Raw genomic sequence first — 22,420 nt, forward strand, 5'->3', positions numbered from 1 at the left:
TAATAACATTGTCTAACTAACGACTATATTAAAAAACAGATAATTTTACTAAAAGAAAGTTATAATTTAAAAACTGTATAATTCATCATTGGATAATTGGAGAAAATATGAAAAAATTAGCAATAACTATAGGCATACTTTTTAGCATTATGATTTCTGGATGTACTCAAGAGACTCAGAATAAGATGGGAAGAACTATACAAAACTGGACCGGAACAAATGGTGTTTTAGATATTTATATGGGTGAAAAACTTGTAAAAAGATTCATAAAGATAGATAAACTATCAACGGCAGAGGCTACCCAAGGAGGTTCCCCAAGAACTTATCGTTACGGATACGGTTATTTGGATTTAAACTACAATTACAAAGTAGATGATGGAGAGAAAAAGCTATATTTTGAGATAAGTGACTATGCTACTCCATATATTTTTTATGACAATCCAGGTACTAAATAGTGCAGATAATAGAACTTTTTAAATATATGATAGCTCAAAAGAGCGAGACTCCTGATGATGGAGGACTTCTGGATTTTATAGAGAGCTATCTGCCGGATTTTACAGCCGTTCGTGTTGATGTAGAAGATGTCAAAAATCTCTTTATTTATAAGAAATTTGCAGATGGTGATCACCTCTGCTTTGCAGGACATGTAGATGTTGTTCCAGCTGGCCGAGGATGGGACACAAATCCTTATGAAGCAGTTGAGAAAGACGGCTTTGTATTTGGTCGCGGTACTCAAGATATGAAAAGCGGTGTGGCTGCCTTTACTCAGGCTGTAAAAGAAGCTCAAAACTTCAAAGGTACACTTTCTCTTTTGCTTACTTCAGATGAAGAGGGTGAAGCGACATATGGGACTGTAAAAGTTTTAGAGTTTTTAGAGAATAACGAGATGCTTCCCGATGCTGTAGTCGTTGCAGAACCTACATGTGAAGATAATTTTGGCGATGCCATAAAAGTAGGGCGCCGCGGTTCTATAAACGGCTACATTACTTTAAAAGGCAAACAGGGTCATGCAGCATATCCTGAAAAAGCCATAAATCCCATACATAATATAGCTCAGGTCCTCTCAGATATGGCAGGAGTTGATTTAGATAAGGGTGATGAGTTTTTTAGTCCAAGCAAATTTGTAATAACAGATATACGCTCTGGCATGCAGGTGACAAATGTAACACCAAGTCATCTTGATATGATGTTTAATGTTAGAAACACGACTTTGACTACTCAAAAAGAAGTTACCGCATTTGTTGCAAAAAATCTTAATGGACTTGATTATGAATTAAGGTTGACACAGGGTTCATATCCGTTTAGAACAAATACTGATACAAAACTTGTAAAAAATATTGACTCCTCAATTGAAAAAATAACGGGTATTAAACCAAAACACTCAACCGCAGGCGGTACTTCAGATGCAAGATTTATAGCTGCTGCTGGCATAGATGTTATAGAGTTTGGTGTTAAAAACGATACAATACATAGTATAAATGAGAGAACAACTAAAAAAGAAGTTCAAGATCTTTATGAAGTATTTAAAGATTTAATTAAGACATGGAAATAGGAGCTAGATGATGAGGTATTTAATTTTAACAATCGCACTAATATCAACTCTTTGTGCTGTTGACTGGCCGAGTGATTACGATGAAGCTAAAGAGCAGGCAAAAAAAGAGAAGAAAAACATTTACATGTTGATAGGGTCCGAGTATTGTCCATGGTGTGAAAAGTTTGAGAAAAAAGTTTTATCTCAAAAAGAGGTAATTGAAAAATTAGAAAAAGACTATGTTCTAATCTATCTTTCAAGAGAGATAGATGATATACCAACTCATTTAGAGAAAACTCCTGTTCCTAGGCATTACTTCTTAACTGAAAATGGCGAAATAATATATACAATAGTCGGCTATAGAAGTGTTGAAGCTTTATATGAAGTCTTAAATGATGTTAAGGAAGAAAACGAAGATTAATCTTGTTCAGCTAAGCATTAATAAAATTAAAATAAGTAAAAACTTAGTAGAATTCTACAGAATATTTTAAAGGAATTAGATGAAATTTGTACAAACGAGCAAAGCGCCATCGGCAATAGGACCATATTCCCAAGCAGTAGTAGCTAATAAAATGGTGTATACATCAGGACAGATCGCTCTTACTCCCGAGGGTGTTATGCTCGAGAATGATGTGGTCGTTCAGACAAAACAGGTACTGAAAAATCTTCAGGCAGTTTTAGAAGAGGCGGGCGCTTCAATGCAAAGCGTTATTAAAACTACTATATTTCTGGACTCTATGGATGATTTTGCAACGGTCAATGAGATATATGCTCAGGCTTTTGGTTCTCACAAACCCGCACGCTCAACGGTCGCAGTTAAGACGCTTCCAAAAAATGCACTTGTAGAGATCGATGCAGTAGCGCTGGTAAAATGATAAAACTCCTCTTTTTGATGCTGCCTTTTCTTTTGGCGGCAGAGAGCCTGCAATCTATTTTAGAGTATGCTTATCAAAATAACAACAATATAAAATCTTCAAAATATATAAAAGAGTCAAAACTCCAAGAGGTCGAATCACAAAAGAGCGGCTATCTCCCTGCCGTAGATATCGGTGCCTCCTACACTAATACAAGTAATAGAACAGTTTTTCAGATAAAAGATGTCTATGCAGGATATGCCAGAGCAGAGTTTGATATTTATGACGGCGGAGCAAGATCGGCACTAGTGCAAAAAGCCAAAGATGAGTTCTCATCAAGCCTTCATGATGAAGAGAGTCTAAAACAAGAGCTCTCTTTGGAGATAGTCGGAGATTTTTACGCAATACTCAGTCTAAAAGCGAGCCTCAAAGCAAAAGAGGACGCTAAAAGATCACTGCAAGAACAGCTTGAGAGAGTAAGGCAGTTTCGAGGCGCGGGACTGGCAACAGAGGATGACGTAGAGAGGCTTAGGGCATCTTATGAGAGAGCTCTTTATGAGATAGAGTCGCTTAAGTATAAGCTCCTTGAGCGTAAAAGCTCTCTGGAGCTAAAAGTCGGCAGAGAGATAGAGAGCTTTGATAACTCCTATTTTAAAGAGGCTGATATTGGCGATATTGAGACCCAAGATGCCGTAAAGTCGCTTATATACAAAGAGAGAGCGCTTAAAAAGAGCGCAGATGCCATTGAGAGCATCTACTATCCAAACATAAAAGCCGAGGATGTCTATACGGTCTATGAGTATGGAGATATAGCCGAGGATCATTTTGCAAAGATAGATAAGCAAAACGTCTTTATGCTTACTCTCAATATGAGGATCTTTGACTATGGCGCTACAAGGGAGGCAAGAGAGTCCATGCTTCTGAGTGCTAAGGCTCTGAATGAGAAGATAAAATATATGTCAAAAGAGCAGAAGCTCCGTTATAAGCTCTCCATCGACAGGATAAAGAGTGTAAAGGTTAAGATAAAGAGCGCAAAAAGTGCTTTGGTCGCCGCATCAAGCGCCTTTGAGACCATAAACGAGAAGTACAATGCAGGCTTGGTCGACTATGTTATCTATCTGGACGCGCTAAGTGCTAAAACAGATGCTACCTCCCTTTATGAGAGCTCATTGAATGAGTTGCAGACAGCATATGCCATGTACTACTTCTACAGCGGAAGAGATTTAGAGGAGTTTATAGAATGATGAAGATATTTTTTGGCGTGCTTTTTAGCATCTTTAGCCTTAGTGCCGAGGATGTTTATGCAAACTTTTTCGTAGAGCCTCTTAAAGATGCGGCTTTGGCGTTTCATGCAGGCGGTATTGTCAAAGAGGTACGTGCAGAGGTCTCTAGCAGCGTTAAAAAAGGAGATTTGCTTGCGACTTTGGCAAACGATGATATAAAAGCGCTCTTGGATGTTGCAAAAGCAGAGTTGGCAAATGCGGAGGTTGAGTATAAGTATGCCGCAAGAGATTATGAGAGACAACAAAAAGTCCGCCATCTGATCGATGAAGCAAGGTTTGATATCTACGCTCTTGCCTATGAGAAGTCAAAATCAGCTTTAGAGCTTGCAAAAGCAAATCTTGCCTACCAAGAGGCGCTTTATAAAAAAACCATGCTTTATGCTCCCTTTGACGGTGTTATATATGAAAAGAGCGTAGAAACTGGGGATGTCGTGACCGAGATGTCGCCAAAGGTCATCTTAAAACTCCAAAGCATAGAAAAACAGAAGCTTGTTTTGGAGTTTGACCAGAAGTATTGGCAGGATGTAAAGATAGGAGAGAGTTTCAGATACAAGGTTGACGGGGATGAGAAAGAGCACAGAGGCATTATTTCAAAACTCTACCCGCAGGTAGACAAACAGAGCAGAAAACTACGCGCTGAGGTCGAGGTAAAGGGTTTTGCCACAGGACTCTTCGGTGACGGCTATATTGAAACTAAAAAGTAGCATGACATGTATAAACTAGCCATAAAAAGACCGATCGCGACTCTTATGTATGTAGTTACATTGGTGATATTCGGCTTTATGAGCTACAAGTCAATGCCCTCGGCACTCTTTCCAAATGTCGATTTTCCAATAGTTACAATCCAGACAAACTATCCGGGTGCCGAAGCGGGCACGATAGAGTCGCAGGTCACCGATAAGATAGAGGATGCCATATCGAGGATCGGCGGAATAGACAGCATAATATCAAGCAGCAGCGACGGTGTGAGCGTAGTCACGGTAAAGTTTTTTCTAGAGCGTGATATTGATGAAGCGACAAATGACGTAAGAGACAAGGTCTCAGCCGTAAAACTACCAAATGATGCGCAGACTCCGCTTGTAAGCAAGCTGGATATCGGCTCAGCGCCCATTATCAACATATTTTTAACCGCAAAGGGCGATACTCTTCAAAATCTTATGCTCTTTGCTGATGAGAAAGTAAAACCCTCCGTTCAAAAGATAAACGGTGTGGGTGCGATCAATATCGTCGGCTACAAAGATAGAGAGATCAAGATATTTCCAAATACAAAAGAGTTGAACAAATACGCTATAACTATCTCGGAGCTAAACTCGGCGGTAGCCAGAGAGAATGTAAAGATAGGAGGTGCAAAGCTTATAACAAAAGAGCAGGAGCTTACACTTAAAACAAAAGCGGATGCGCTAAGCATTGAAGAGCTAAAGAACATAAAGATAAAAGACAACATTAGATTAAGAGATATCGCCGAGGTCAAAGACTCTCTAAGCGATGCAAAAAGCTACGCTTCGTACAACGGTGTGGAGGGTGTTATGCTTGAGGTTCAAAAGATCTCGGGTACAAATACTCTCGGCATTGTAGAGCGCGTAAAAAGTGTAGTTCCGCAGCTTGAAGCAATGGCTGCAGATAGATTTGAGGTAAAGGTTTTAAATGACACCTCGCCATTTATCGTCAACTCATTAAAAGATGTAGAGTTTGACCTTATATACGGTGCGATCTTAGCCGCGGTCATAGTTTTTGTCTTTTTAAGAAATTTCACAATCACCTTTGTCTCTGCCCTCTCCATACCATCCTCTATTTTAGGCACTTTTGCGCTTATGAACTACATGGGATTCGATCTCAACAAAATGACTCTTATCGGGCTTACACTTGCAATAGGCATCATTATAGATGACGCTATCGTGGTTATTGAAAACATCTACAAAAAGATGGAAGCTGGCATGAGCAAGTTTGAGGCGGCTTACGAGGGTACAAAAGAGATGGCTTTTACCATTTTGGCTATCTCTGCAATGCTTTTGGCGGTCTTTATCCCAGTCTCGTTCATGAGCGGCATAGTAGGCAAGTTTTTCGAGAGCTTTGCCATGACCGTCGGGTTTGCCATCATCATCTCCTACACGATTGCTCTTAGTTTCATCCCGAGTCTGAGTGCGAGGGTTTTAAAGGGAGGCGAGAGCAGGTTCTATGACATGACGGAGCCTATTTTCAGATCTCTGGAGCGCATCTATGAGGCGATGCTCAAAATTGTTCTCAGGTTTAAAACGATTACCCTGATCTTTATGTTTATACTCTTTTTTGGTTCGCTCTCTCTCTTTCCAAAGATCGGTATGGATTTCATACCAAAAGAGGATAAGTCTGAGTTTGAGATAAAGATAAAAGCAGATGCCGGAATCTCGCTTGAAGAGATGGTTAAAAAATCCAAAAAGGTGGAGGAGTTGGTGCGAGCAAATCCTCATGTGGAGTACACGACCTTAAATGTAGGGTACAACACAAACCAAGAGAAGCATAAAGCGCTCATATATGTAAAACTAAGCGCAAAAGATAAAAGAGAGCAGAGCCAAGAGGAGATTATTCAGGATCTTAGGCAGAAGCTTGAGCTCTTTAAAAAGGATATGTTTATAACCGCTTCGGCAATTCCCGACATAAAAGGCGCAGGCGTATCGGTTCCTTATCAGATAGTTTTAAAGTCCGACTCGTTTGAAGATTTGCAGAGTGCGAAGAAAAATCTTGTTGAGTATCTCTCAAAAAAAGAGGGGTTTGTTGATATTGACACGGATTTGGATGAGCCAAAACCGCAGATAGATATAAATATTTTAAGAGAAAATGCTTCTAGCCTTGGCGTTTCAGCATCGGATATAGCAGAGGCGATAGCAATAGCCTTCTCAAGCGATTTGGAGATCTCATATTTTGAAGAGGATGGAAAACAGTACAATATCACGCTGAGATTTAGCGATGAAGAGAGAGTCTCTTTGGATGATGTCAAAAAACTTCAAGTCAGATCAAAAGAGGGCAGGCTCGTCTATCTTGATGGCTTGGTTACTTTTACAAAGAGCCAAACGTTTGCGACGATAAATCACTTTGACAGAGAAAGGGAAGTCACTATTTTTGCAGACCTTTTCGGACTAGATCTCGGCGGCGCGGTCTCCTACACTGAAGAGGAGATTGAAAAACTGTTGCCAAAAGGGGTGACATATAGATTTACGGGATTTGCCGAAGAGATGGTGAAGACGGCGGATGCTTTTGCGGCTGCAATAGCCTTGAGTGTTATTTTGATGTTTATTATTTTGGCGATTTTGTATGAGTCGCTTATTCAGCCCATTATCATAATGGTCGCGCTCCCTCTTAGCATAATCGGCGTCATGCTCGCACTCTACATGTCGGGGCTGCAGTTTAGTCTTTTTGTTATGATCGGGTTTATGCTTCTGATGGGAATGGTTGGAAAAAATGCGGTCTTGCTTGTTGATTTTGCAAACCATGCGGTGCAAAACGGCAAAAATGCGGATGAGGCACTTATAGAAGCGGGAGAGAAGAGACTTCGCCCGATACTGATGACCACCATTGCGATGGTCTTTGCCATGCTTCCGCTCGCAATTGGAGAGGGTCTTGGTAGCGAGACAAAAGCGCCGATGGCAATCTCAATCATCGGAGGACTTTTAAGCTCAATGGTTCTCACTCTTCTTGTCGTACCGGTTATATACAGGGTTATAGCTCCGCTGGATTTGTGGTTAAAGAAGTTTTATGAGAGAAGAGTAGAACTTAAGTAGCAGATGATGCAGTTGAATTGAGAAGGCTTTATAGTATAATTTTGTTACGCAAAGATAGTAGGAGAGTATTTTGTTAGATAAAAAGCAGTTAAAAAAAGAGCAGATAATACAAGCGGCTCTAGAATTATTTGCCTCAAAAGGGTTTTATAGCACTACAATCCCCGACATTGCCCTTTCGCTAAAGATGAGTGTAGGCAACATGTATAACTACTTTAAATCTAAAGATGTTTTAGCGATAGAAATCATCAAATATATCTCTGCTTATTTAGGCGAAAAGTTAAAAGAGATAAATGAAGAAGAGATATCCACTAAAGAAAAAACAAGAAGAATAGTAGAGATGTATTTTAAAACAGCCTCTTTAAAACCTGAGATGATAGACTACTTTTTAAGAATATATCTCTCAAACCGTGAGGTTTTTAAAGAGAGCTGTGAGGGAATGCTCTGCGTAAATGAATTTGTTACAGAGATAATGATTTACTTTGAAGAGGGCGTTAAATGCGGAGATTTGAGAGAACAGGATTTTTTCAGCGCATTTGGCCTCTTTATGGGCTATTTAGGCGGTATGGTTTTCTTAAAAGGTGAAAATATTTTGCCCAACGATTTAAACGACTATGTAGATGATATATCGTTTAATATCTACAAAACACTCAGCACAGAGTAGTTATGAAAAAGAAAATGAGAGTATTATGGCTTAGCGCAATCGCTTGCAACGGCAATACTCACTCATTTTTAAACTATCCGTACATGGAACAATTTTTAGATGATTTTGAGTTTATTTATCATCCCGTTATAGATTCTGAATATTCTCTTGAAGATATAGTCTCAAAAGAGATTGCATGTGATATTTTGCTAATAGAAGGCGCAATCTCCAAAGAGTTTAAAAGAGCCGACGTGTCGGTTGTGGAAATAATCGAAAAATATTCCAAAATAGTTAAAAAAATAGTTACAGTCGGTACATGTGCAACTTTTGGCGGTATCTTTAGAGAAAGCGGTTATGAAGAGACTTCAGGTCTGCATTTTGACCAAGAAGAACCGCTAAAAACACATCAAGATTTGCTGGATAAAACCATCTCGGTTTCAGGGTGTCCCGTTCATCCCGAAGTTTTGGTAAACACTCTTTATGCAATCAAAAAAAGCGTCGCGTTAAAACTGGATAATTTTCTTAGACCAAAAGAGTTTTACGCTTATACCGTCCATAACGGCTGTACGAGAAACGAATATTTTGAGTATAAAGTAGATAATCACCGTTTTGGAGAACTAGAGGGGTGTATGTTTTACGACCACGGCTGTCAAGCGCCCTTTACCCACGGAAGCTGTAACAAAATACTGTGGAATGAAGTAAACTCAAAAACAAGAGCGGGACTTCCTTGCATGGGTTGTACAGAACCTGCCTTTCCAAGACAAAATCTCTTCAGTACGAAAAAAAATATGGCAATACCAGAAAATCTCCCCGTTGGTGTGGGTAAAAGAGTCTATCTTACTCTCGCAGGTATTTCAAAAGCATTTAAAATTGATAGACTAGAAAAGAAGCTCTTTGATGATTAAACTAATAGAGAAGATAGAGGGCGAGGCGAAACTCAACTTTAATTTTAAAGAGGGCAGGATTGATTTTGTTGATATAGAGTTTATGTCAACGAGAAATATTGAAAATATTTTAAGAGGCAAAAATGCTTTTGATGCACTTGTCATAAATCCCAGAGTCTGCGGAATCTGCGGACATGCCCACTTAATAGCTACAGTTCAAGCCTTAGAGAGCTGCTATAGTAATTTGAAGCTTTCAAACAAGGCGAAGATTATAAGGGAGTTGACTCTTAATTTCGAGCTTATCCAAAACCACTTTAAATGGTTTTATCTCACAATGCTGCCGCTGTTCGGACATAAGCAAGAGATTTTAAAAGCTACCTATCCGTCTCAGCTTATGGGAAAAGCCATTGCAATATTCGGCGGGCAGTATCCTCATACCTCTTATGCAGTTGTCGGCGGAGTGGTTTGTGAAATAACGCAGATGGATATCGTAAAACTAGAGCACTATATATCTCAGACTTCTAAGTTCGTAGAAGAGAATCTGGTAAAAACAGATAGTGAGATTTTTTTAACATGTAAGGATGCAGATGCTCTTTTGGATTATGAGGGAGATTTGCCCGACATACTAAGAGAGATAAAAAAAGAGGGGTTTTTAGAGCATGGAAAAAGCTATGACAGATTTATCTCTTTTGGAGAGAACAGCTACTTTAAAAAGGGCAAATCGCTAAAGGCAAAAGTAACTCATAATATCTCCGTATTACATGTCAAAGAGTCTGAAATGCCTTCATCGTTTGCAAAAAACGTAAGCTTTAAAGATAAGTATTATGAAGTAGGTCCGCTTGCCCGCGCCATGGTGAACAAAACTCCGCTTATAGCAGATGCCCATAAAAAATACGGCGACAGTATCTTTAGCAGAATACTGGCAAGGGTTTGTGAAATATCTCAACTTTTACAACACTCAAAAGAGTTGATTAAAGATTTGGATTTGAGTGAAAAGTCATATATTGAACCCTCAATTGATATATCAAAACTAAGTTCCAGCGGATATTCTGCCGTAGAAGCTGCGCGCGGCACGCTTATTCATAAAGTTGAGATAGAAAACGGAATGATAAAAAACTATGAGATTATCACGCCGACACAATGGAACTTAAGTGGCGGAACAAAAGATAAACAGGGAGTTTCGCAAAAAGCCATGATTGGTTTAAGCGATGTTAAAACTGCCGAACTTGTTTTTAAATCGTTTGATGTCTGCTCAGTTTGTACTACCCATTAAAAAAAAAATATAATCTTTTTTTAAGCCAAGAAGAGTATATTTGTATAAATAATAGTTATATGAACTAGATTAATTTTAGTTTAAGTTTTTTTCATATACTATTACTGAATGAATATTCATTTTTTGAATATAATTAAAATTGAATGGGAGTATATCATGGAGAAAAATAGTCTGTTTAACAAATTGTCTTCTAGATTGGATGAGTTGTCAAATTTACCGAAACTTGATGATGAGGTATCGATATCAAAGTTGATTGAAGAGAAAGGCTTTTCAAGAAGAGAGTTTATGAGTTGGGCGGGAGCTATGACAGCCATGTTGATGCTCCCTGCTAGTTTTACCCCTCTTGTTGCAAAAGCTGCTGAACTAGCAGATAGACTTCCTTTGGTTTGGCTTCATATGGCGGAGTGTACGGGATGCAGTGAATCACTGCTTAGGTCTGCAACACCGAGCATAGATAGTCTGATATTTGATTATATTTCACTAGAGTATCATGAAACGATTATGGCAGCGGCGGGTTGGCAGGCTGAACACAATCTTGAACATGCCATGGAAAAATATAAAGGCAGATACATCTTAATGGTTGAAGGCGGTATTCCGCACGCTCAGAGTGATTACTTCTTAACTATCGGCGCTCACGGTAAAACGGGAGAACAGAGTGCAAGGGAAGCTTCGGAAAATGCTGCGGCTATTTTTGCAATCGGTTCCTGTTCATCTTTTGGCGGTGTTCAAGCGGCATATCCAAATCCTACAAATGCAACGGCACTTAGCAATGTTACGGACAAACCTGTTATAAATGTACCGGGGTGTCCGCCGAGCGAGAGCAATATTGTCGGAACGCTGCTTCACTTTATTCTTTACGGAACGCTTCCTGCGCTTGATGTTTTTAACAGACCAAAATGGGCTTACGGACTTAGAATCCATGACTCTTGTGAGAGAAGAGGCAGATTTGATGCAGGTGAATTTGTAGAGGAGTTTGGAGACGAGGGCGCAAAAGATGGTTACTGTCTTTATAAAGTAGGCTGTAAAGGACCGTACACTTTTAACAACTGTTCAAAACAGAAGTTCAATCAAGGTACTTCTTGGCCTATTCAGGCAGGACATGGTTGCATGGGTTGTAGCGAGCCAGATTTCTGGGATAAAATGGGAATTGTTCACGAGCCTCTCGGCGATAGACTTTATCATACGGTCTTTGGCGGTCTTGGTGCAGATGCAACGGCGGATAAAATCGGTGTTGGAATTTTAACGGTTACTGCAATAGGTATAGCGGCACATGCGGCGATTTCGCTAATTAAAAACCCAAAAGAATAATCAAGGAGTATAGATATGTCAAAAAGAGTAATAGTTGACCCCATAACAAGAATAGAGGGACATTTAAGAGCCGAAGTAATAGTAGGGGATGACGGAGTAGTTCAAGACGCTTTTGTCTCTTCTACTCTTTGGAGAGGATTAGAAGTAATAGCAAAAGGGAGAGACCCTAGAAATATACCTTTGATGATGCAAAGAATTTGCGGCGTTTGTACATATTCGCACTATTTAAAAAGTACGATTGCCGTTGAAGATGCACTCGGAATTAAGATTCCTTATAATGCGGAGCTTGTAAGAACGCTTATGAATGCGGCTCTGTTTTTACATGACCATGTCGTTCATTTTTATCATCTGCACGGAGTTGACTGGGTCGATATCGTTTCTGCACTCTCAGCTGATGAGGCAAAAGCTAGTAAATTGGCTTTTAAATATACGGACAATCCTATAGGAACAGGCGAAAATGAGCTTAAAAAAGTAAAAGAAAAAGTGGCAAAATTTGCTAAAAATCCTCAAGGACTAGGACCCTTTGCAAATGCATACTGGGGGCATAAAACATATAGACTCACGCCTGAGCAAAATCTTATAGCGCTTTCACACTATTTAAAGGCACTTGAGATTCAAAGAACGGCGGCGCAGATAATGGCAATATTTGGCGGTAAAAATCCACACCCTCAGAGTTTGGCGGTAGGCGGCGTTACATGTGTTATGGATCTTCTTAATCCCGCTAGAATGGGCGAATATTTAGTGAAGTATCAAATAATAGCAGATTTTGTAAACAACGCTTACTATGCAGATATCGTAATGGCTGCAGAGATGTATAAAACAGAGCCTTCGGTTATGAAGCCTATGGGTGTTAAAAACTTTATGGCGCATAAAGAGTTTATGATAGGCAGAGAAGAGTATCTTTTTGATAGCGGAATCATTATGAACGGAGATTTGAGTAAGGTTTTTGAGATTGATGAAGATAAGATAACGGAAGAAGCTACCCACTCTTGGTATAAAGACGATGCTCCACAACACCCATACGAGGGAACTACAAACCCAAACTATACGGGTTTTATAGACGGTCAATCAGTCGGGCCTGACGGCAAAATGACAGATTCTAAGATGATTAACGAAAAAGAGAAGTACAGCTGGATAAAATCGCCTAGATATAACGGCGAACCTATGGAAGTCGGTCCGTTGGCATCTATACTGGTCGGTTACGCAAAAGGGAACAAAAAAGTACAAGCAGTTGTAAATGAGTTCTTGGCTAAAACAGGCGTTCCTGCGGCTGCTCTGTTTTCAACCCTGGGAAGAACCGCAGGACGAATGCTGCAGGCAAAACTTGTTGCAGATAATGCGCTTGTTGCTTTTAACAATCTGATAGAAAACCTTAAAGTTGATCAAGAGACTTGCGCTACTTATGTAATAGATAAAGATAAAGAGTATAAAGGCAGAGGCATAGGCGATGTACCACGCGGGATGTTAAGCCACTGGATTAGAATCAAAAACGGCGTTGTCGAAAACTATCAAGCCGTAGTTCCTTCAACATGGAATGCGGGACCGATGGACTCTAAAGGTGCAAAAGGACCTTACGAGGCGGACTTAATCGGACTAAAGATAGAGGATTTAACGCAACCGCTTGAGATAATCAGAATCATTCACTCTTATGACCCGTGTATAGCATGTGCAGTACATGTAATGGATACAAAAGGCAAAACGTTAAGCCAGTATAAAATCGACCCGCTTTACGGCGGATGCACTATTTAAGGGAGTCATTATGCAAAGTGTTGATACATTAGAAAAAAATTCTCTTAATCATGCCGATGAAACTATTGAGAGAGAGCTAGAGTTTACTTCGTTTTATAGATGGCACCACTGGATTAGGGTGTTTAGTATAATTATATTAACGGTTACGGGGTTTTATCTCTCTGTTCCTTTTATAATTCCTGCAGTAAATGCAGAGCCGACAAACTTTTTAAATGCAGAGTTTAGAGGTGTACATGAGATATTTGGATTTATTATGATTTCTATGTTTATAGGAAAGACATACTACTTCTTCTTTTCGGTAAAAGATAAGATTGAAATCAACTCTTTTAAGGATGTTTTGAGCCTTAAAAATTGGCTTAGTCAGATAGGTTATTATCTGCTTTTAACAAAGCATCCAAAGCTAAGCGGAGCGTACAATGTTATACAGCTTTTGGCTTATTTTGTCTTTTACATTGCTATTACAGGTTTGATTATAACAGGGCTTATTCTTTATGTTCATAGTTTTCATCTTGGAATGGGCGGTGTATTGTATGATAGTATGAGAGCCATTGAAGCAATGATAGGCGGTCTTGCTGCAGTTAGAGAGCTGCATCATCTTCTTATGTGGGGAGTAATCTTTTTTGTAGTCGGACATGTTTACATGGTAGTTTTTAATGCCGTTCACGGAAAAGAGGGAACAGTTGATTCTATATTTAGCGGATATAGATGGAAAAGAAAACATTAAGGGTTTATATTGAAAATTTTAATTCTTGGTATCGGTAATATTCTATTTGGAGATGAGGGCATAGGTCCTCATCTTGCAAATTTAATAGATGAAAAGTATGAGTTTGTGTCAAATGAACATGTTGTAGATGTTCTTGACGGCGGTACTTTGGCTCAGAGACTTATCCCGATTATCACCGATTATGACAACGTTTTACTTATAGATTGTGTTAACGTAACAGATGGAAAAGTCGGAGATGTTTACAGTTTTAACTTTAATGACGTGCCTGATTTTATAACATGGAATGGGAGCGCTCATGAGGTCGAAATGCTGCAAACCCTACAGATGATTGAGATGCTCGGCGACCTCCCTACCACTAAAATTGTGGGTGTTATCCCGCATGTAATCGGGGAAAACAGTACATTTTCAATGACTGAAGAGGTTTTAAAAGCAAGCTTAACTATGGAGAGAGTTGTCACAAAACATATAGAAGATTTTGGAGTTAAAGTTCTTATCAGAAAAAAAGTGACCTTGGAAGAGGTCTCAAAATATACATACTTAAAAGGCACACAATGATATTGGAGTTTTCATTTAACTATCTCTCATCATCTTTGATTTATGAAAAAATAATTTTAAATACGCTTGGAATATTTTTCTTTGAATCAAAAATTATAAAAAGCGCAGATAATCTATTTTTGTATGTAAAATCAGATGATAGCAATGAGTTGGAGAGTTTTGCAAACAGACTCTCACTTGAGTTGCCTCACTCGATTTTTTTACATGAAACAGATGTCAAAGTCGTAGATGAGATGCCGCAAGAGAGTTCTGTTTTACCTCAATTACAAAAACTTCCTATGGCATTTTGCCCTAAGTGTTTGCGTGAAGTTATGGATGAGTCAAACGAGAACTATTACAATATTTTTCATGAGTGTGAAGTCTGCGGATACGATGTTCATGGCGAAAAAAAGAGCTATAAAGATGATTTTGTAAATCTTGCAAAATCAATAAGCAGTGGTTTGGTAGTTGAAGTAAATACGTTTTACGGGAAATATTTCATTGGTAAATTAGGTAAAAAATGTAATGAGGTTGATTTTGATATTATCAGTTATGATTTAGGTACGATTGCACACTACACAAATGGTACAAACAGCGAAATGGCGGCACTTGGAGCCATTGAGAAACCTTTTGTAAAGTTAAAAACAAACATCAAATTTAAAATGGATTTTGAAGATGTCGCAGATGAACTTATCCGTTTTAAACTCCCTGATGATTTAGTTTTGCATCTTTTACTACATGAGCTTCATAAATTGGGGATTAATCTAATCTTTATTACAAAAGAGAAGCTTCCTTTTGATGTCAAGTTTGATTTAGCGGAGTATGAAAAAGAGCTAGAGCCTATCGAAGTTGTCGTCGGCGATAATCATATCGCCATAGTAAGAGGAGAAAAAGGTCTGCCATATCAAAATCTAAGTAACAGCAATGATTTAATCCCTCATGTAGGAGCTTTTTTCTCGGTTATAAAAGAGCACTCTTTGTTTGATAACACGGTTGTTGGAGTAAACATCTCCAAAATGTATCACAATAATATTTTAGTCTATTGTAAAAAATTCGGAACTATAGAGTATCTCTCATTTGCGTTTAAATTTGACTCTGTTAAAGATGTGTTTGATTCTATCATGAGTTCAAATGAAAGCGGCAAGAAGCTGGTAGAGAACTTTAAAAACAAATTTCCAGAGCATTTTGAGGCAATATCTGCCATAACATTTAATGAAGAAGAGTTTAACGTTTACAAACTCTGGGGTATAGTTTCCATAGTTTTAGGTTACTCAAAAGATAAAAATATTTTTGCATCTGCAAAAGTGCTTGAAGATAGTGCGAGTTCATTTTTTGGAACAAAAGGTCCAAGAATTGACTATAAACTAAAAAGAGTTGACTCTAAGGTTTACTTAGACCCATTGATGACGATTAGAACCGCTATGAGTTTCAAGCTGGCGGATGTTGATAGACTTACGCTTAGTTACGGGGTTATTGAGAGTTTTGTGGAGTTTGTCTCAACTCAATTGGATGAGATAAAAGAGGAGATGAAAAGCGATGCTGTGGTTGTAACGGGTTCACTTTTACAAAATAGACATCTTTTTAGTAAACTTAGCAAAGAAGTTTCTATAAATCATAAGCTATACTTCAATAAAGAGTTGCCGATAGACGGAAAAAATATTTTATACGGCGGAAATGAATTGTTTTGAAAAGATATAGATATTTTATAAAAGGACAGGTTCAAGGTGTCGGATTTCGTCCTTTTATATATAAGTCGGCACTCGATTTCAAACTCGCAGGTTTTGTCAAAAACGACATAAACGGAGTGGAAATTGAAGCAGAAGCACAGCAGAAAGATATAGAGCTTTTTGAAGAGTCGCTCCGCTTCAAACTCCCGCCGCTTGCAAGAATAGACGATATACAAAAAACAGAGATAGAACCGCTTTTAAAAAAAGGCTTTGCGATTATACAAAGCTCTGATGACTCAAAAACCTCATACAAATCTGCTCTTATTCCTCCCGATACTGCTACATGTCAAGAGTGTTTGGCAGATATAAAAGATGAGAAAAACAGAAAATATCATAACTATTTTGCCACAAACTGTACAAACTGCGGACCTAGATACTCAATTATAAAAACAGTTCCCTATGACAGAAAAAATACATCCATGCAGAAGTTTAAGATGTGCAGATCGTGCGAAGAAGAGTACAATAATCCCTTAAACAGAAGATACCATGCACAGCCGATTTCATGCAACAATTGCGGACCTGCGTTGTCTCTTTTTAGAGGCGATAAAAAAGTAGATATTGCTCAAAAAGAGATTATCCAAAAAGTCGCTTCTCTCATAGAAGAGGGAAATATTTTAGCCATAAAAGGCATAGGCGGATTTCATATAATCTGCGATGCAACGAATGATGAGGCGGTAAAAAAGTTAAGAGAGTTTAAACACAGACCCACAAAACCTTTTGCCATCATGTGCAAAGATTTGGAGCAGATAAAGGCTTTGGCGTATGTAAACGAGAAAGAAGAACAACTACTGACATGTAAAGAAGCGCCCATCGTCATACTGAAAAAGCTTACATGTCAAAACAATGTCAAAATATCACACTTTTTAGCTCCAAATATTGACAGGATAGGCTGCTTTTTGCCTTACACCGCCCTTCATCATCTTCTCTTTGTACATCTGCAAAATCCCATAGTCGCCACAAGCGCAAATCTCGGCGACGAGCCTATCATCATAAACGCAGAAAACATTTTTAAAAAGCTTCCTTTTGTTGATTTTACTCTTGATTTTGACAGAGATATTATAAACGGAGTTGACGACTCGCTCGTTCAGGTCGTAGAGGGTAAAACGCAGATACTAAGACTCGCTCGCGGATACGCTCCAAAGGTAATAAAACTCCCATTTAAAAGCGAGAAAAAAATCTTGGCAGTCGGAGCAAATGCAAAAAATTCCATAGCTTTTGCGATGGACGATAATATTATATTCTCTCCGCATATCGGAGATTTGGACTCTATGGAAGCTTTTGGATTTTTTGAGAGAACCATCGAGACTTTTAAACGCTTTTACGATTTTGAACCTGACATCATAGTGCATGACAGACATCCAAACTATGAAACGACCAAATGGGCGAAAAAACAGAACAAAGAGCTTGTAGAAGTACAGCACCATTTGGCACACATCTACGCCTGCAAAGCGGAGTTCGGACTTAGGGGTGATTATCTTGGATTCAGTTTTGACGGCACGGGTTACGGAGATGAGGGCACACTTTGGGGCGGAGAGGTTTTTGTAGGAGACAAACGCAAATACAGTTTCAAGCCGGTAAAACTTCTGGGCGGCGAAAAGGCCATAAAAGAGCCGAGACGCGTTGCTCTAAGTATGCTTTTTGACAAACTCTCTTTAGAAGAGGTTTTAAAGCTTGAACTAGACCTTGTAAAATCCTTTTTGCTTGTAGAAATTAAAATGCTTCATCAAAGCTACGTAAAAAATCTAAACGCACCAAAAAGCAGCTCAGTGGGAAGACTTTTTGATGCCGTTGCTTCATTTTCAGGCATTGCCCAGAGAGTAAGCTATGAGGGCGAGAGCGGACTTTTGTGTGAGAGTTTTTATGACAAGAACATAGAAAAATGCTTCGACTACACAATAGACAACGGCGTGATAGATATTAAAATAGCAGAGTACATGTTAAAAAATAAGCCGGATAAAAAAGAGCTAAACTCCATGTTCATAAACACGCTTGTAAAAATCATCGTAGATATCTCAAAAAGAGAAAAACTTGAAGTGATTTTAAGCGGCGGAGTTTTTCAAAACAAAACTCTGCTTGAGCTTACATGTCAAGAGTTGAAACAAGAGAAAATCAAATACTACTTTCAGCAAGAAACGGCTACCAATGACGGCGGAATTGCTTTGGGGCAGCTTTATTGTGTTTTTCAAAAAGAGTAATAATAAAATATAAAATTTATTTTAAATTTATTTAAAAAATATATAATATGAATACCTATTCAGTCTAAGAGGAGAGCGTATGGAAAATGTCGGATTGTTGCTTATTTTTTGGTACGGGGTATTGCATGCTTTTGGACCTGACCATCTTACGGCTATTGCAGATTTTTCAATCGGTAAAAACAAAAAGAAAACTATGCTCATTACTACTCTTTTTGCGCTCGGACACGGATTGTCTCTTTTTGTATTTGCAAAAATATTAGAGAGTTATCATGTAAGCGAGGCTATTTTAGGATACGGAGACCTTATCTCCTCATTGGTGATTCTAAGCATCGGTATATATCTTTTGTTTATGGTTTTTACAGATAGAATAGGTTTAAAAAAACATACGCATGACGGCAGAGAGCATCTTCATGTGTTTTTTGGAAAAGAGCATACTCATGACAGCAGGGACACCGCTTCCGCATTTACCATAGGAGCATTGATGGGCATAGGCGGAGTTCGCGGAATGCTTATAACGCTTGGAGTAATTGAGGGACAGAGTGTTGATTTTGTAATGGTTTTGGCTTTTACACTTGGAGTTATGAGTATATTTGTAGGTTTCGGGTTAGTCATACTCTATATTAATAAAAATCTACTAAACTCAAAACAGAACTTAAGAAGAGTTTTTGCAACTGCCGGAGTCGTCTCCGTTGTCGTCGGCTCTAACATGCTAGTCGGATAAAAAAATAGAAAGAAAGAAATAAAATTAAGGATATAAATATGTGTAAAGATTGCGGCTGCAGCGTTGTAGAACATAGCCATTCACACGAACATCATCATGGGGATTCGCATGAACACCAGAGTGCTCATAAGCATCTACATGACAATCCACAGTTAAATGACCCTAAAACCATCTCGATTATTACGAAGATTTTAGATAAAAATGACAAAGAGGCACAGCATAATCGTGAGCATTTTAACTCTCACGGCGTTTTGTGCATAAACCTTATGAGCAGTCCCGGAAGTGGAAAAACTGCACTTTTGGAGAGTTTGTCGGATTTGGCTGATTTTAAATTTGGTGTTGTTGAGGGCGACTTGGAGACAAGCAGGGATGCGGACAGACTAAAAGCAAAAGGGATACAGGCTCATCAGATTCAAACGGGTTCGGCTTGTCATCTGGACGCGTTTATGGTTCATAAAGCTCTGCATCACATGGATTTGGACAATATGGACGTATGTTTTATAGAGAATGTCGGAAACCTCGTCTGCCCTGCAAGTTATGACGTGGGGAGCCACTTAAACATAGTGCTTGTCAGTGTTCCCGAGGGCGAAGACAAGATAGCCAAATATCCCGTTATGTTTCGTCAAGCAGATTTGATTCTTTTTACTAAAACAGACCTGCTCCCGTACTTTGAGTATGATATTGAGAAAGAGAAAGACTCGGCGAGAAAGTTAAAGCCGGGTGTTGACATACTTGAAGTCAGCACCAAAGAAGTGAACTCAATAAAAAAAGTTTCCCAGTGGATAAAGTTTAAAATGGAGATGAGATAATGTGCCTTTCAATACCCTCAAAAGTAGTAAAAATAGACAAAGAGAATGAGATAGCAACGGTAGATACTATGGGCGTGCAAAGAGAAGCCTCTTTATCTTTGATGAGCGAAGAAGATATACATGTAGGCGATTATGTGCTTCTGCATATCGGATTTGTGATGAACAAAATCGATGAAAAAGAGGCACTGGAGAGTTTGGAGCTTTATAGAGAGATTATAGATGCTATGAACGAAGAGGATAGGCAGCTGGCGATTTTAGAAGCAGATGAGTGTTCAAATCAAGGAGACTGAGATGGAGCTAGAACTAAAAAATCTGTATGATGACTTTAGAGATGCAGACACCATAAAAGCTTATGCAAAAATCATAAAAGTGGATGCGGCAAAGCTGAAAAATTCTATAAACATCATGGAAGTCTGCGGCGGACATACGCATACCATCATGAAGTACGGTCTTCCTCAGCTTCTGCCCTCAAACATCAAGTTTATCCACGGTCCGGGCTGTCCGGTTTGCATCATGCCAAAAGAGCGCATTGATCATGCCTATGTTTTAAGTATGCAGCCGAACGTTATACTCGTAACTCTAGGCGACATGATAAAAGTACCCGGAAGCAACGGCAGTCTGCAAACTGCAAGAAGCAAAGGTGCAGATGTCCGTTTTGTCTATTCTCCTCTTGAATGTCTAAAAATCGCAAAAGAGAATCCGACTAAAAAAGTCATCTTTTTCGCTATAGGATTTGAGACTACGACACCGATGAGTGCCGCACTTTTAGACGCGGTTATAAAGCAGAACATCAAAAACGTCTTCTTTCACATAAACCATGTAACCGTTCCCGAAGTTATGCGTGAACTTATAGACTCCAGAGACATACATGTTGACAGTTACAACAACAAAATAGATGCATTTTTAGGACCCTCCCATGTAAGTGTAATCAGTGGAAGTAAAATCTATGAAGAGTTCCCAAGGGACTACAACCGTCCCGTAGTCGTTTCTGGTTTTGAGCCGGTTGATGTCATGCAGGCAATCAGCATGATAGTAAAACAGTTTATAGAGGGCAGATGCTCTCTTGAAGTGGAATACAAACGACTTGTGACTTATGATGGAAATGTCAAAGCGCAAGAACTTGTAAATAGATACTTTGACAAAGCAGACCTCTTTAAATGGCGAGGTTTAGGAAACATACCAAAAAGCGGACTAAAACTAAAGTTAGAGTTTAAAGAGTATGACGCAGAGGATATCTACAAAGATATTTTGCCAATTGGCGAGATAGAAGACCATAAACTCTGCATCTGCGGAAATATCTTAAGAGGCATGGCAAATCCACCAGAATGTACTATTTTTGGCACTGCATGTAAACCAACTTCACCCATAGGAAGCTGTATGGTAAGCTCTGAGGGAGCGTGTGCGGCTTATTATAAGTATGGGAATTTGGTATGAACAAAACAATAAGCCTAGCTTGTGGAAACGGTGGAGAAGAGAATAACGAACTTATCTCTCAGGTTTTTTACAAAGCCTTTAAAAATGAGATACTTGACAAAAGTGAAGATGCAGCAATTATTCATAACGGAGAGTTGGCATTTTCAACGGATAGTTTTACGGTTTCGCCTCTTTTTTTTGCGGGAGCGGACATTGGTAAGCTTGCGGTTTGTGGTACATGTAACGATTTGGCTATGATGGGTGCTGCTCCGAAGTATTTGACATGTAGCGTAATTATAGAAGAGGGTTTTGAGACTAGAGAGCTTGAGCGAATCGTGCGGAGTATGAAAAAAGAGCTTGAGATTAACGGGGCTATTGTCGTAAGCGGAGACACTAAAGTTGTACCTCGTGGGAGTGTTGATAAGATTTTTATAAACACTACGGGAATCGGTAAAGTTTTAAAAAAAGGTATCAGCTCAAACAACATAAGTAAGGATGATGTCATCATTGTAAACCGTGATATTGGGTGTCATGGGGCGGCTATTTTTGTGGCGCGCGAAGGCATTGAGATGAGCAGTTCGCTTAAAAGTGACTGTGAATCACTCTTTCCTCAGGTAGAAGCCCTTTTGGATGCAAACATAAAGATAACTGCCATGAGAGATGCGACAAGAGGCGGAGTGAGTGCGGTTTTAAACGAGTGGTCGAGGCAGTCAAATATCTGCATCGAGGTTGAGGAAGAGATCATTCCCGTCAGTGATGAGGTAAAAGGTATCTGCGAGATGCTCGGTTTTGAAGCGACTGCTTTGGCGAATGAGGGTACCTTTGTGTTGGCGGTAAATCATGAAGATGCACCAAGAGCAGTTGAGATTTTAAAAACTTTTGAGAGTTGCAAAAATGCAGCGATTATCGCCAAAGTAACAGACACTCATCTAAAAAAGGTTATTTTAAAGAGTAGTTGGGGAACTTCACGGTTTTTAGATACGCCAAGCGGTGAACTGCTTCCAAGGATTTGCTAAAGTT

21 protein-coding genes are annotated in these 22,420 nt (G+C 39.1%); all 21 read left to right on the forward strand.

From position 1 onward, the window contains the following. The first annotated feature begins 107 nt into the window (after positions 1-107). The 21 genes from OQK60_RS10030 (at position 108) to hypE (ending at position 22,416) form a co-directional block, all read left to right on the forward strand. Positions 108-455 carry a hypothetical protein gene (locus OQK60_RS10030; protein WP_297686622.1) on the forward strand — a complete coding sequence of 116 codons (348 nt, stop codon included), beginning with the start codon at positions 108-110 and terminating at the stop codon, positions 453-455. After that, the gene (gene dapE / locus OQK60_RS10035) at positions 455-1,552 is read left to right on the forward strand and encodes a succinyl-diaminopimelate desuccinylase (RefSeq protein WP_297686624.1); all 1,098 of its coding nucleotides are present in this window, start codon (positions 455-457) and stop codon (positions 1,550-1,552) included. The genes OQK60_RS10030 and dapE overlap by 1 nt, the downstream gene beginning before the upstream one ends. A gap of 7 nt (positions 1,553-1,559) precedes the next feature. Then, positions 1,560-1,952, forward strand: a complete 393-nt coding sequence (locus OQK60_RS10040; RefSeq protein WP_297686626.1) for a thioredoxin family protein — start codon at positions 1,560-1,562, stop codon at positions 1,950-1,952. A 79-nt stretch (positions 1,953-2,031) separates the two neighbouring features. After that, positions 2,032-2,406: a RidA family protein gene (locus OQK60_RS10045; protein WP_297686628.1), complete on the forward strand. Its 375-nt coding sequence runs from the start codon at positions 2,032-2,034 to the stop codon at positions 2,404-2,406. Then, a complete protein-coding gene (locus tag OQK60_RS10050) occupies positions 2,403-3,629 on the forward strand; it encodes a TolC family protein (RefSeq protein ID WP_297686629.1) in 1,227 nt (408 codons plus the stop codon). Before OQK60_RS10045 ends, OQK60_RS10050 begins: the two co-directional genes overlap by 4 nt. Continuing rightward, entirely contained in the window at positions 3,626-4,372 is a 747-nt protein-coding gene (locus OQK60_RS10055) for an efflux RND transporter periplasmic adaptor subunit (protein WP_297686631.1), read from the forward strand. Before OQK60_RS10050 ends, OQK60_RS10055 begins: the two co-directional genes overlap by 4 nt. Positions 4,373-4,378: 6 nt before the next feature. After that, positions 4,379-7,423, forward strand: coding sequence for an efflux RND transporter permease subunit (locus OQK60_RS10060; RefSeq protein WP_297686633.1), 3,045 nt, complete (start codon positions 4,379-4,381; stop codon positions 7,421-7,423). 70 nt (positions 7,424-7,493) lie between these two features. Continuing rightward, positions 7,494-8,084: a TetR/AcrR family transcriptional regulator gene (locus tag OQK60_RS10065; RefSeq protein ID WP_297686635.1), complete on the forward strand. Its 591-nt coding sequence runs from the start codon at positions 7,494-7,496 to the stop codon at positions 8,082-8,084. 2 nt (positions 8,085-8,086) lie between these two features. After that, positions 8,087-8,968: a hydrogenase gene (locus tag OQK60_RS10070; RefSeq protein ID WP_297686637.1), complete on the forward strand. Its 882-nt coding sequence runs from the start codon at positions 8,087-8,089 to the stop codon at positions 8,966-8,968. Further along, positions 8,961-10,220, forward strand: coding sequence for a nickel-dependent hydrogenase large subunit (locus tag OQK60_RS10075; RefSeq protein WP_297686639.1), 1,260 nt, complete (start codon positions 8,961-8,963; stop codon positions 10,218-10,220). The genes OQK60_RS10070 and OQK60_RS10075 overlap by 8 nt, the downstream gene beginning before the upstream one ends. A 156-nt stretch (positions 10,221-10,376) precedes the next feature. Beyond that, on the forward strand, positions 10,377-11,528 hold the full coding sequence (locus tag OQK60_RS10080) for a hydrogenase small subunit (protein WP_297686641.1): 1,152 nt from the start codon (positions 10,377-10,379) through the stop codon (positions 11,526-11,528). A 15-nt stretch (positions 11,529-11,543) separates the two neighbouring features. Then, a complete protein-coding gene (locus tag OQK60_RS10085; RefSeq protein ID WP_297686643.1) occupies positions 11,544-13,277 on the forward strand; it encodes a nickel-dependent hydrogenase large subunit in 1,734 nt (577 codons plus the stop codon). 10 nt (positions 13,278-13,287) lie between these two features. Further along, positions 13,288-14,001, forward strand: coding sequence for a Ni/Fe-hydrogenase, b-type cytochrome subunit (gene cybH, locus OQK60_RS10090; RefSeq protein ID WP_297686645.1), 714 nt, complete (start codon positions 13,288-13,290; stop codon positions 13,999-14,001). Positions 14,002-14,010: 9 nt separating this feature from the next. Further along, positions 14,011-14,556 carry a HyaD/HybD family hydrogenase maturation endopeptidase gene (locus tag OQK60_RS10095; RefSeq protein WP_297686647.1) on the forward strand — a complete coding sequence of 182 codons (546 nt, stop codon included), beginning with the start codon at positions 14,011-14,013 and terminating at the stop codon, positions 14,554-14,556. Beyond that, positions 14,553-16,223, forward strand: coding sequence for a hydrogenase (locus OQK60_RS10100; RefSeq protein WP_297686649.1), 1,671 nt, complete (start codon positions 14,553-14,555; stop codon positions 16,221-16,223). The genes OQK60_RS10095 and OQK60_RS10100 overlap by 4 nt, the downstream gene beginning before the upstream one ends. Beyond that, positions 16,220-18,457: a carbamoyltransferase HypF gene (gene hypF, locus OQK60_RS10105; RefSeq protein WP_297686651.1), complete on the forward strand. Its 2,238-nt coding sequence runs from the start codon at positions 16,220-16,222 to the stop codon at positions 18,455-18,457. The genes OQK60_RS10100 and hypF overlap by 4 nt, the downstream gene beginning before the upstream one ends. Before the next feature lie 79 nt (positions 18,458-18,536). Then, a complete protein-coding gene (locus OQK60_RS10110) occupies positions 18,537-19,178 on the forward strand; it encodes a hypothetical protein (RefSeq protein WP_297686653.1) in 642 nt (213 codons plus the stop codon). A 38-nt stretch (positions 19,179-19,216) separates the two neighbouring features. Then, positions 19,217-19,987, forward strand: a complete 771-nt coding sequence (gene hypB / locus OQK60_RS10115; RefSeq protein WP_297686655.1) for a hydrogenase nickel incorporation protein HypB — start codon at positions 19,217-19,219, stop codon at positions 19,985-19,987. After that, the gene (locus OQK60_RS10120) at positions 19,987-20,277 is read left to right on the forward strand and encodes a HypC/HybG/HupF family hydrogenase formation chaperone (RefSeq protein WP_297686657.1); all 291 of its coding nucleotides are present in this window, start codon (positions 19,987-19,989) and stop codon (positions 20,275-20,277) included. Before hypB ends, OQK60_RS10120 begins: the two co-directional genes overlap by 1 nt. Before the next feature lies 1 nt (position 20,278). Then, the gene (hypD, locus tag OQK60_RS10125) at positions 20,279-21,421 is read left to right on the forward strand and encodes a hydrogenase formation protein HypD (RefSeq protein ID WP_297686659.1); all 1,143 of its coding nucleotides are present in this window, start codon (positions 20,279-20,281) and stop codon (positions 21,419-21,421) included. Then, positions 21,418-22,416, forward strand: coding sequence for a hydrogenase expression/formation protein HypE (gene hypE, locus OQK60_RS10130; RefSeq protein WP_297686661.1), 999 nt, complete (start codon positions 21,418-21,420; stop codon positions 22,414-22,416). The genes hypD and hypE overlap by 4 nt, the downstream gene beginning before the upstream one ends. The last annotated feature ends 4 nt before the right edge of the window (positions 22,417-22,420 follow it).

This window comes from Sulfurimonas sp. (assembly GCF_026196735.1).
Taxonomy (GTDB): Bacteria; Campylobacterota; Campylobacteria; order Campylobacterales; family Sulfurimonadaceae; genus Sulfurimonas.

Bases quoted from the DNA above. Each gene is read 5' to 3' on its own strand.
- OQK60_RS10030 (WP_297686622.1), top strand. From the start codon at position 108: ATGAAAAAATTAGCAATAACTATAGGCATACTTTTTAGCATTATGATT.
- OQK60_RS10110 (WP_297686653.1), top strand. From the start codon at position 18,537: ATGGAAAATGTCGGATTGTTGCTTATTTTTTGGTACGGGGTATTGCAT.
- OQK60_RS10120 (WP_297686657.1), top strand. From the start codon at position 19,987: ATGTGCCTTTCAATACCCTCAAAAGTAGTAAAAATAGACAAAGAGAAT.
- OQK60_RS10075 (WP_297686639.1), top strand. From the start codon at position 8,961: ATGATTAAACTAATAGAGAAGATAGAGGGCGAGGCGAAACTCAACTTT.
- OQK60_RS10045 (WP_297686628.1), top strand. From the start codon at position 2,032: ATGAAATTTGTACAAACGAGCAAAGCGCCATCGGCAATAGGACCATAT.
- OQK60_RS10060 (WP_297686633.1), top strand. From the start codon at position 4,379: ATGTATAAACTAGCCATAAAAAGACCGATCGCGACTCTTATGTATGTA.
- OQK60_RS10080 (WP_297686641.1), top strand. From the start codon at position 10,377: ATGGAGAAAAATAGTCTGTTTAACAAATTGTCTTCTAGATTGGATGAG.
- OQK60_RS10050 (WP_297686629.1), top strand. From the start codon at position 2,403: ATGATAAAACTCCTCTTTTTGATGCTGCCTTTTCTTTTGGCGGCAGAG.
- OQK60_RS10085 (WP_297686643.1), top strand. From the start codon at position 11,544: ATGTCAAAAAGAGTAATAGTTGACCCCATAACAAGAATAGAGGGACAT.
- OQK60_RS10055 (WP_297686631.1), top strand. From the start codon at position 3,626: ATGATGAAGATATTTTTTGGCGTGCTTTTTAGCATCTTTAGCCTTAGT.
- cybH (WP_297686645.1), top strand. From the start codon at position 13,288: ATGCAAAGTGTTGATACATTAGAAAAAAATTCTCTTAATCATGCCGAT.
- OQK60_RS10070 (WP_297686637.1), top strand. From the start codon at position 8,087: ATGAAAAAGAAAATGAGAGTATTATGGCTTAGCGCAATCGCTTGCAAC.
- hypE (WP_297686661.1), top strand. From the start codon at position 21,418: ATGAACAAAACAATAAGCCTAGCTTGTGGAAACGGTGGAGAAGAGAAT.
- hypD (WP_297686659.1), top strand. From the start codon at position 20,279: ATGGAGCTAGAACTAAAAAATCTGTATGATGACTTTAGAGATGCAGAC.
- OQK60_RS10040 (WP_297686626.1), top strand. From the start codon at position 1,560: ATGATGAGGTATTTAATTTTAACAATCGCACTAATATCAACTCTTTGT.
- OQK60_RS10100 (WP_297686649.1), top strand. From the start codon at position 14,553: ATGATATTGGAGTTTTCATTTAACTATCTCTCATCATCTTTGATTTAT.
- hypB (WP_297686655.1), top strand. From the start codon at position 19,217: ATGTGTAAAGATTGCGGCTGCAGCGTTGTAGAACATAGCCATTCACAC.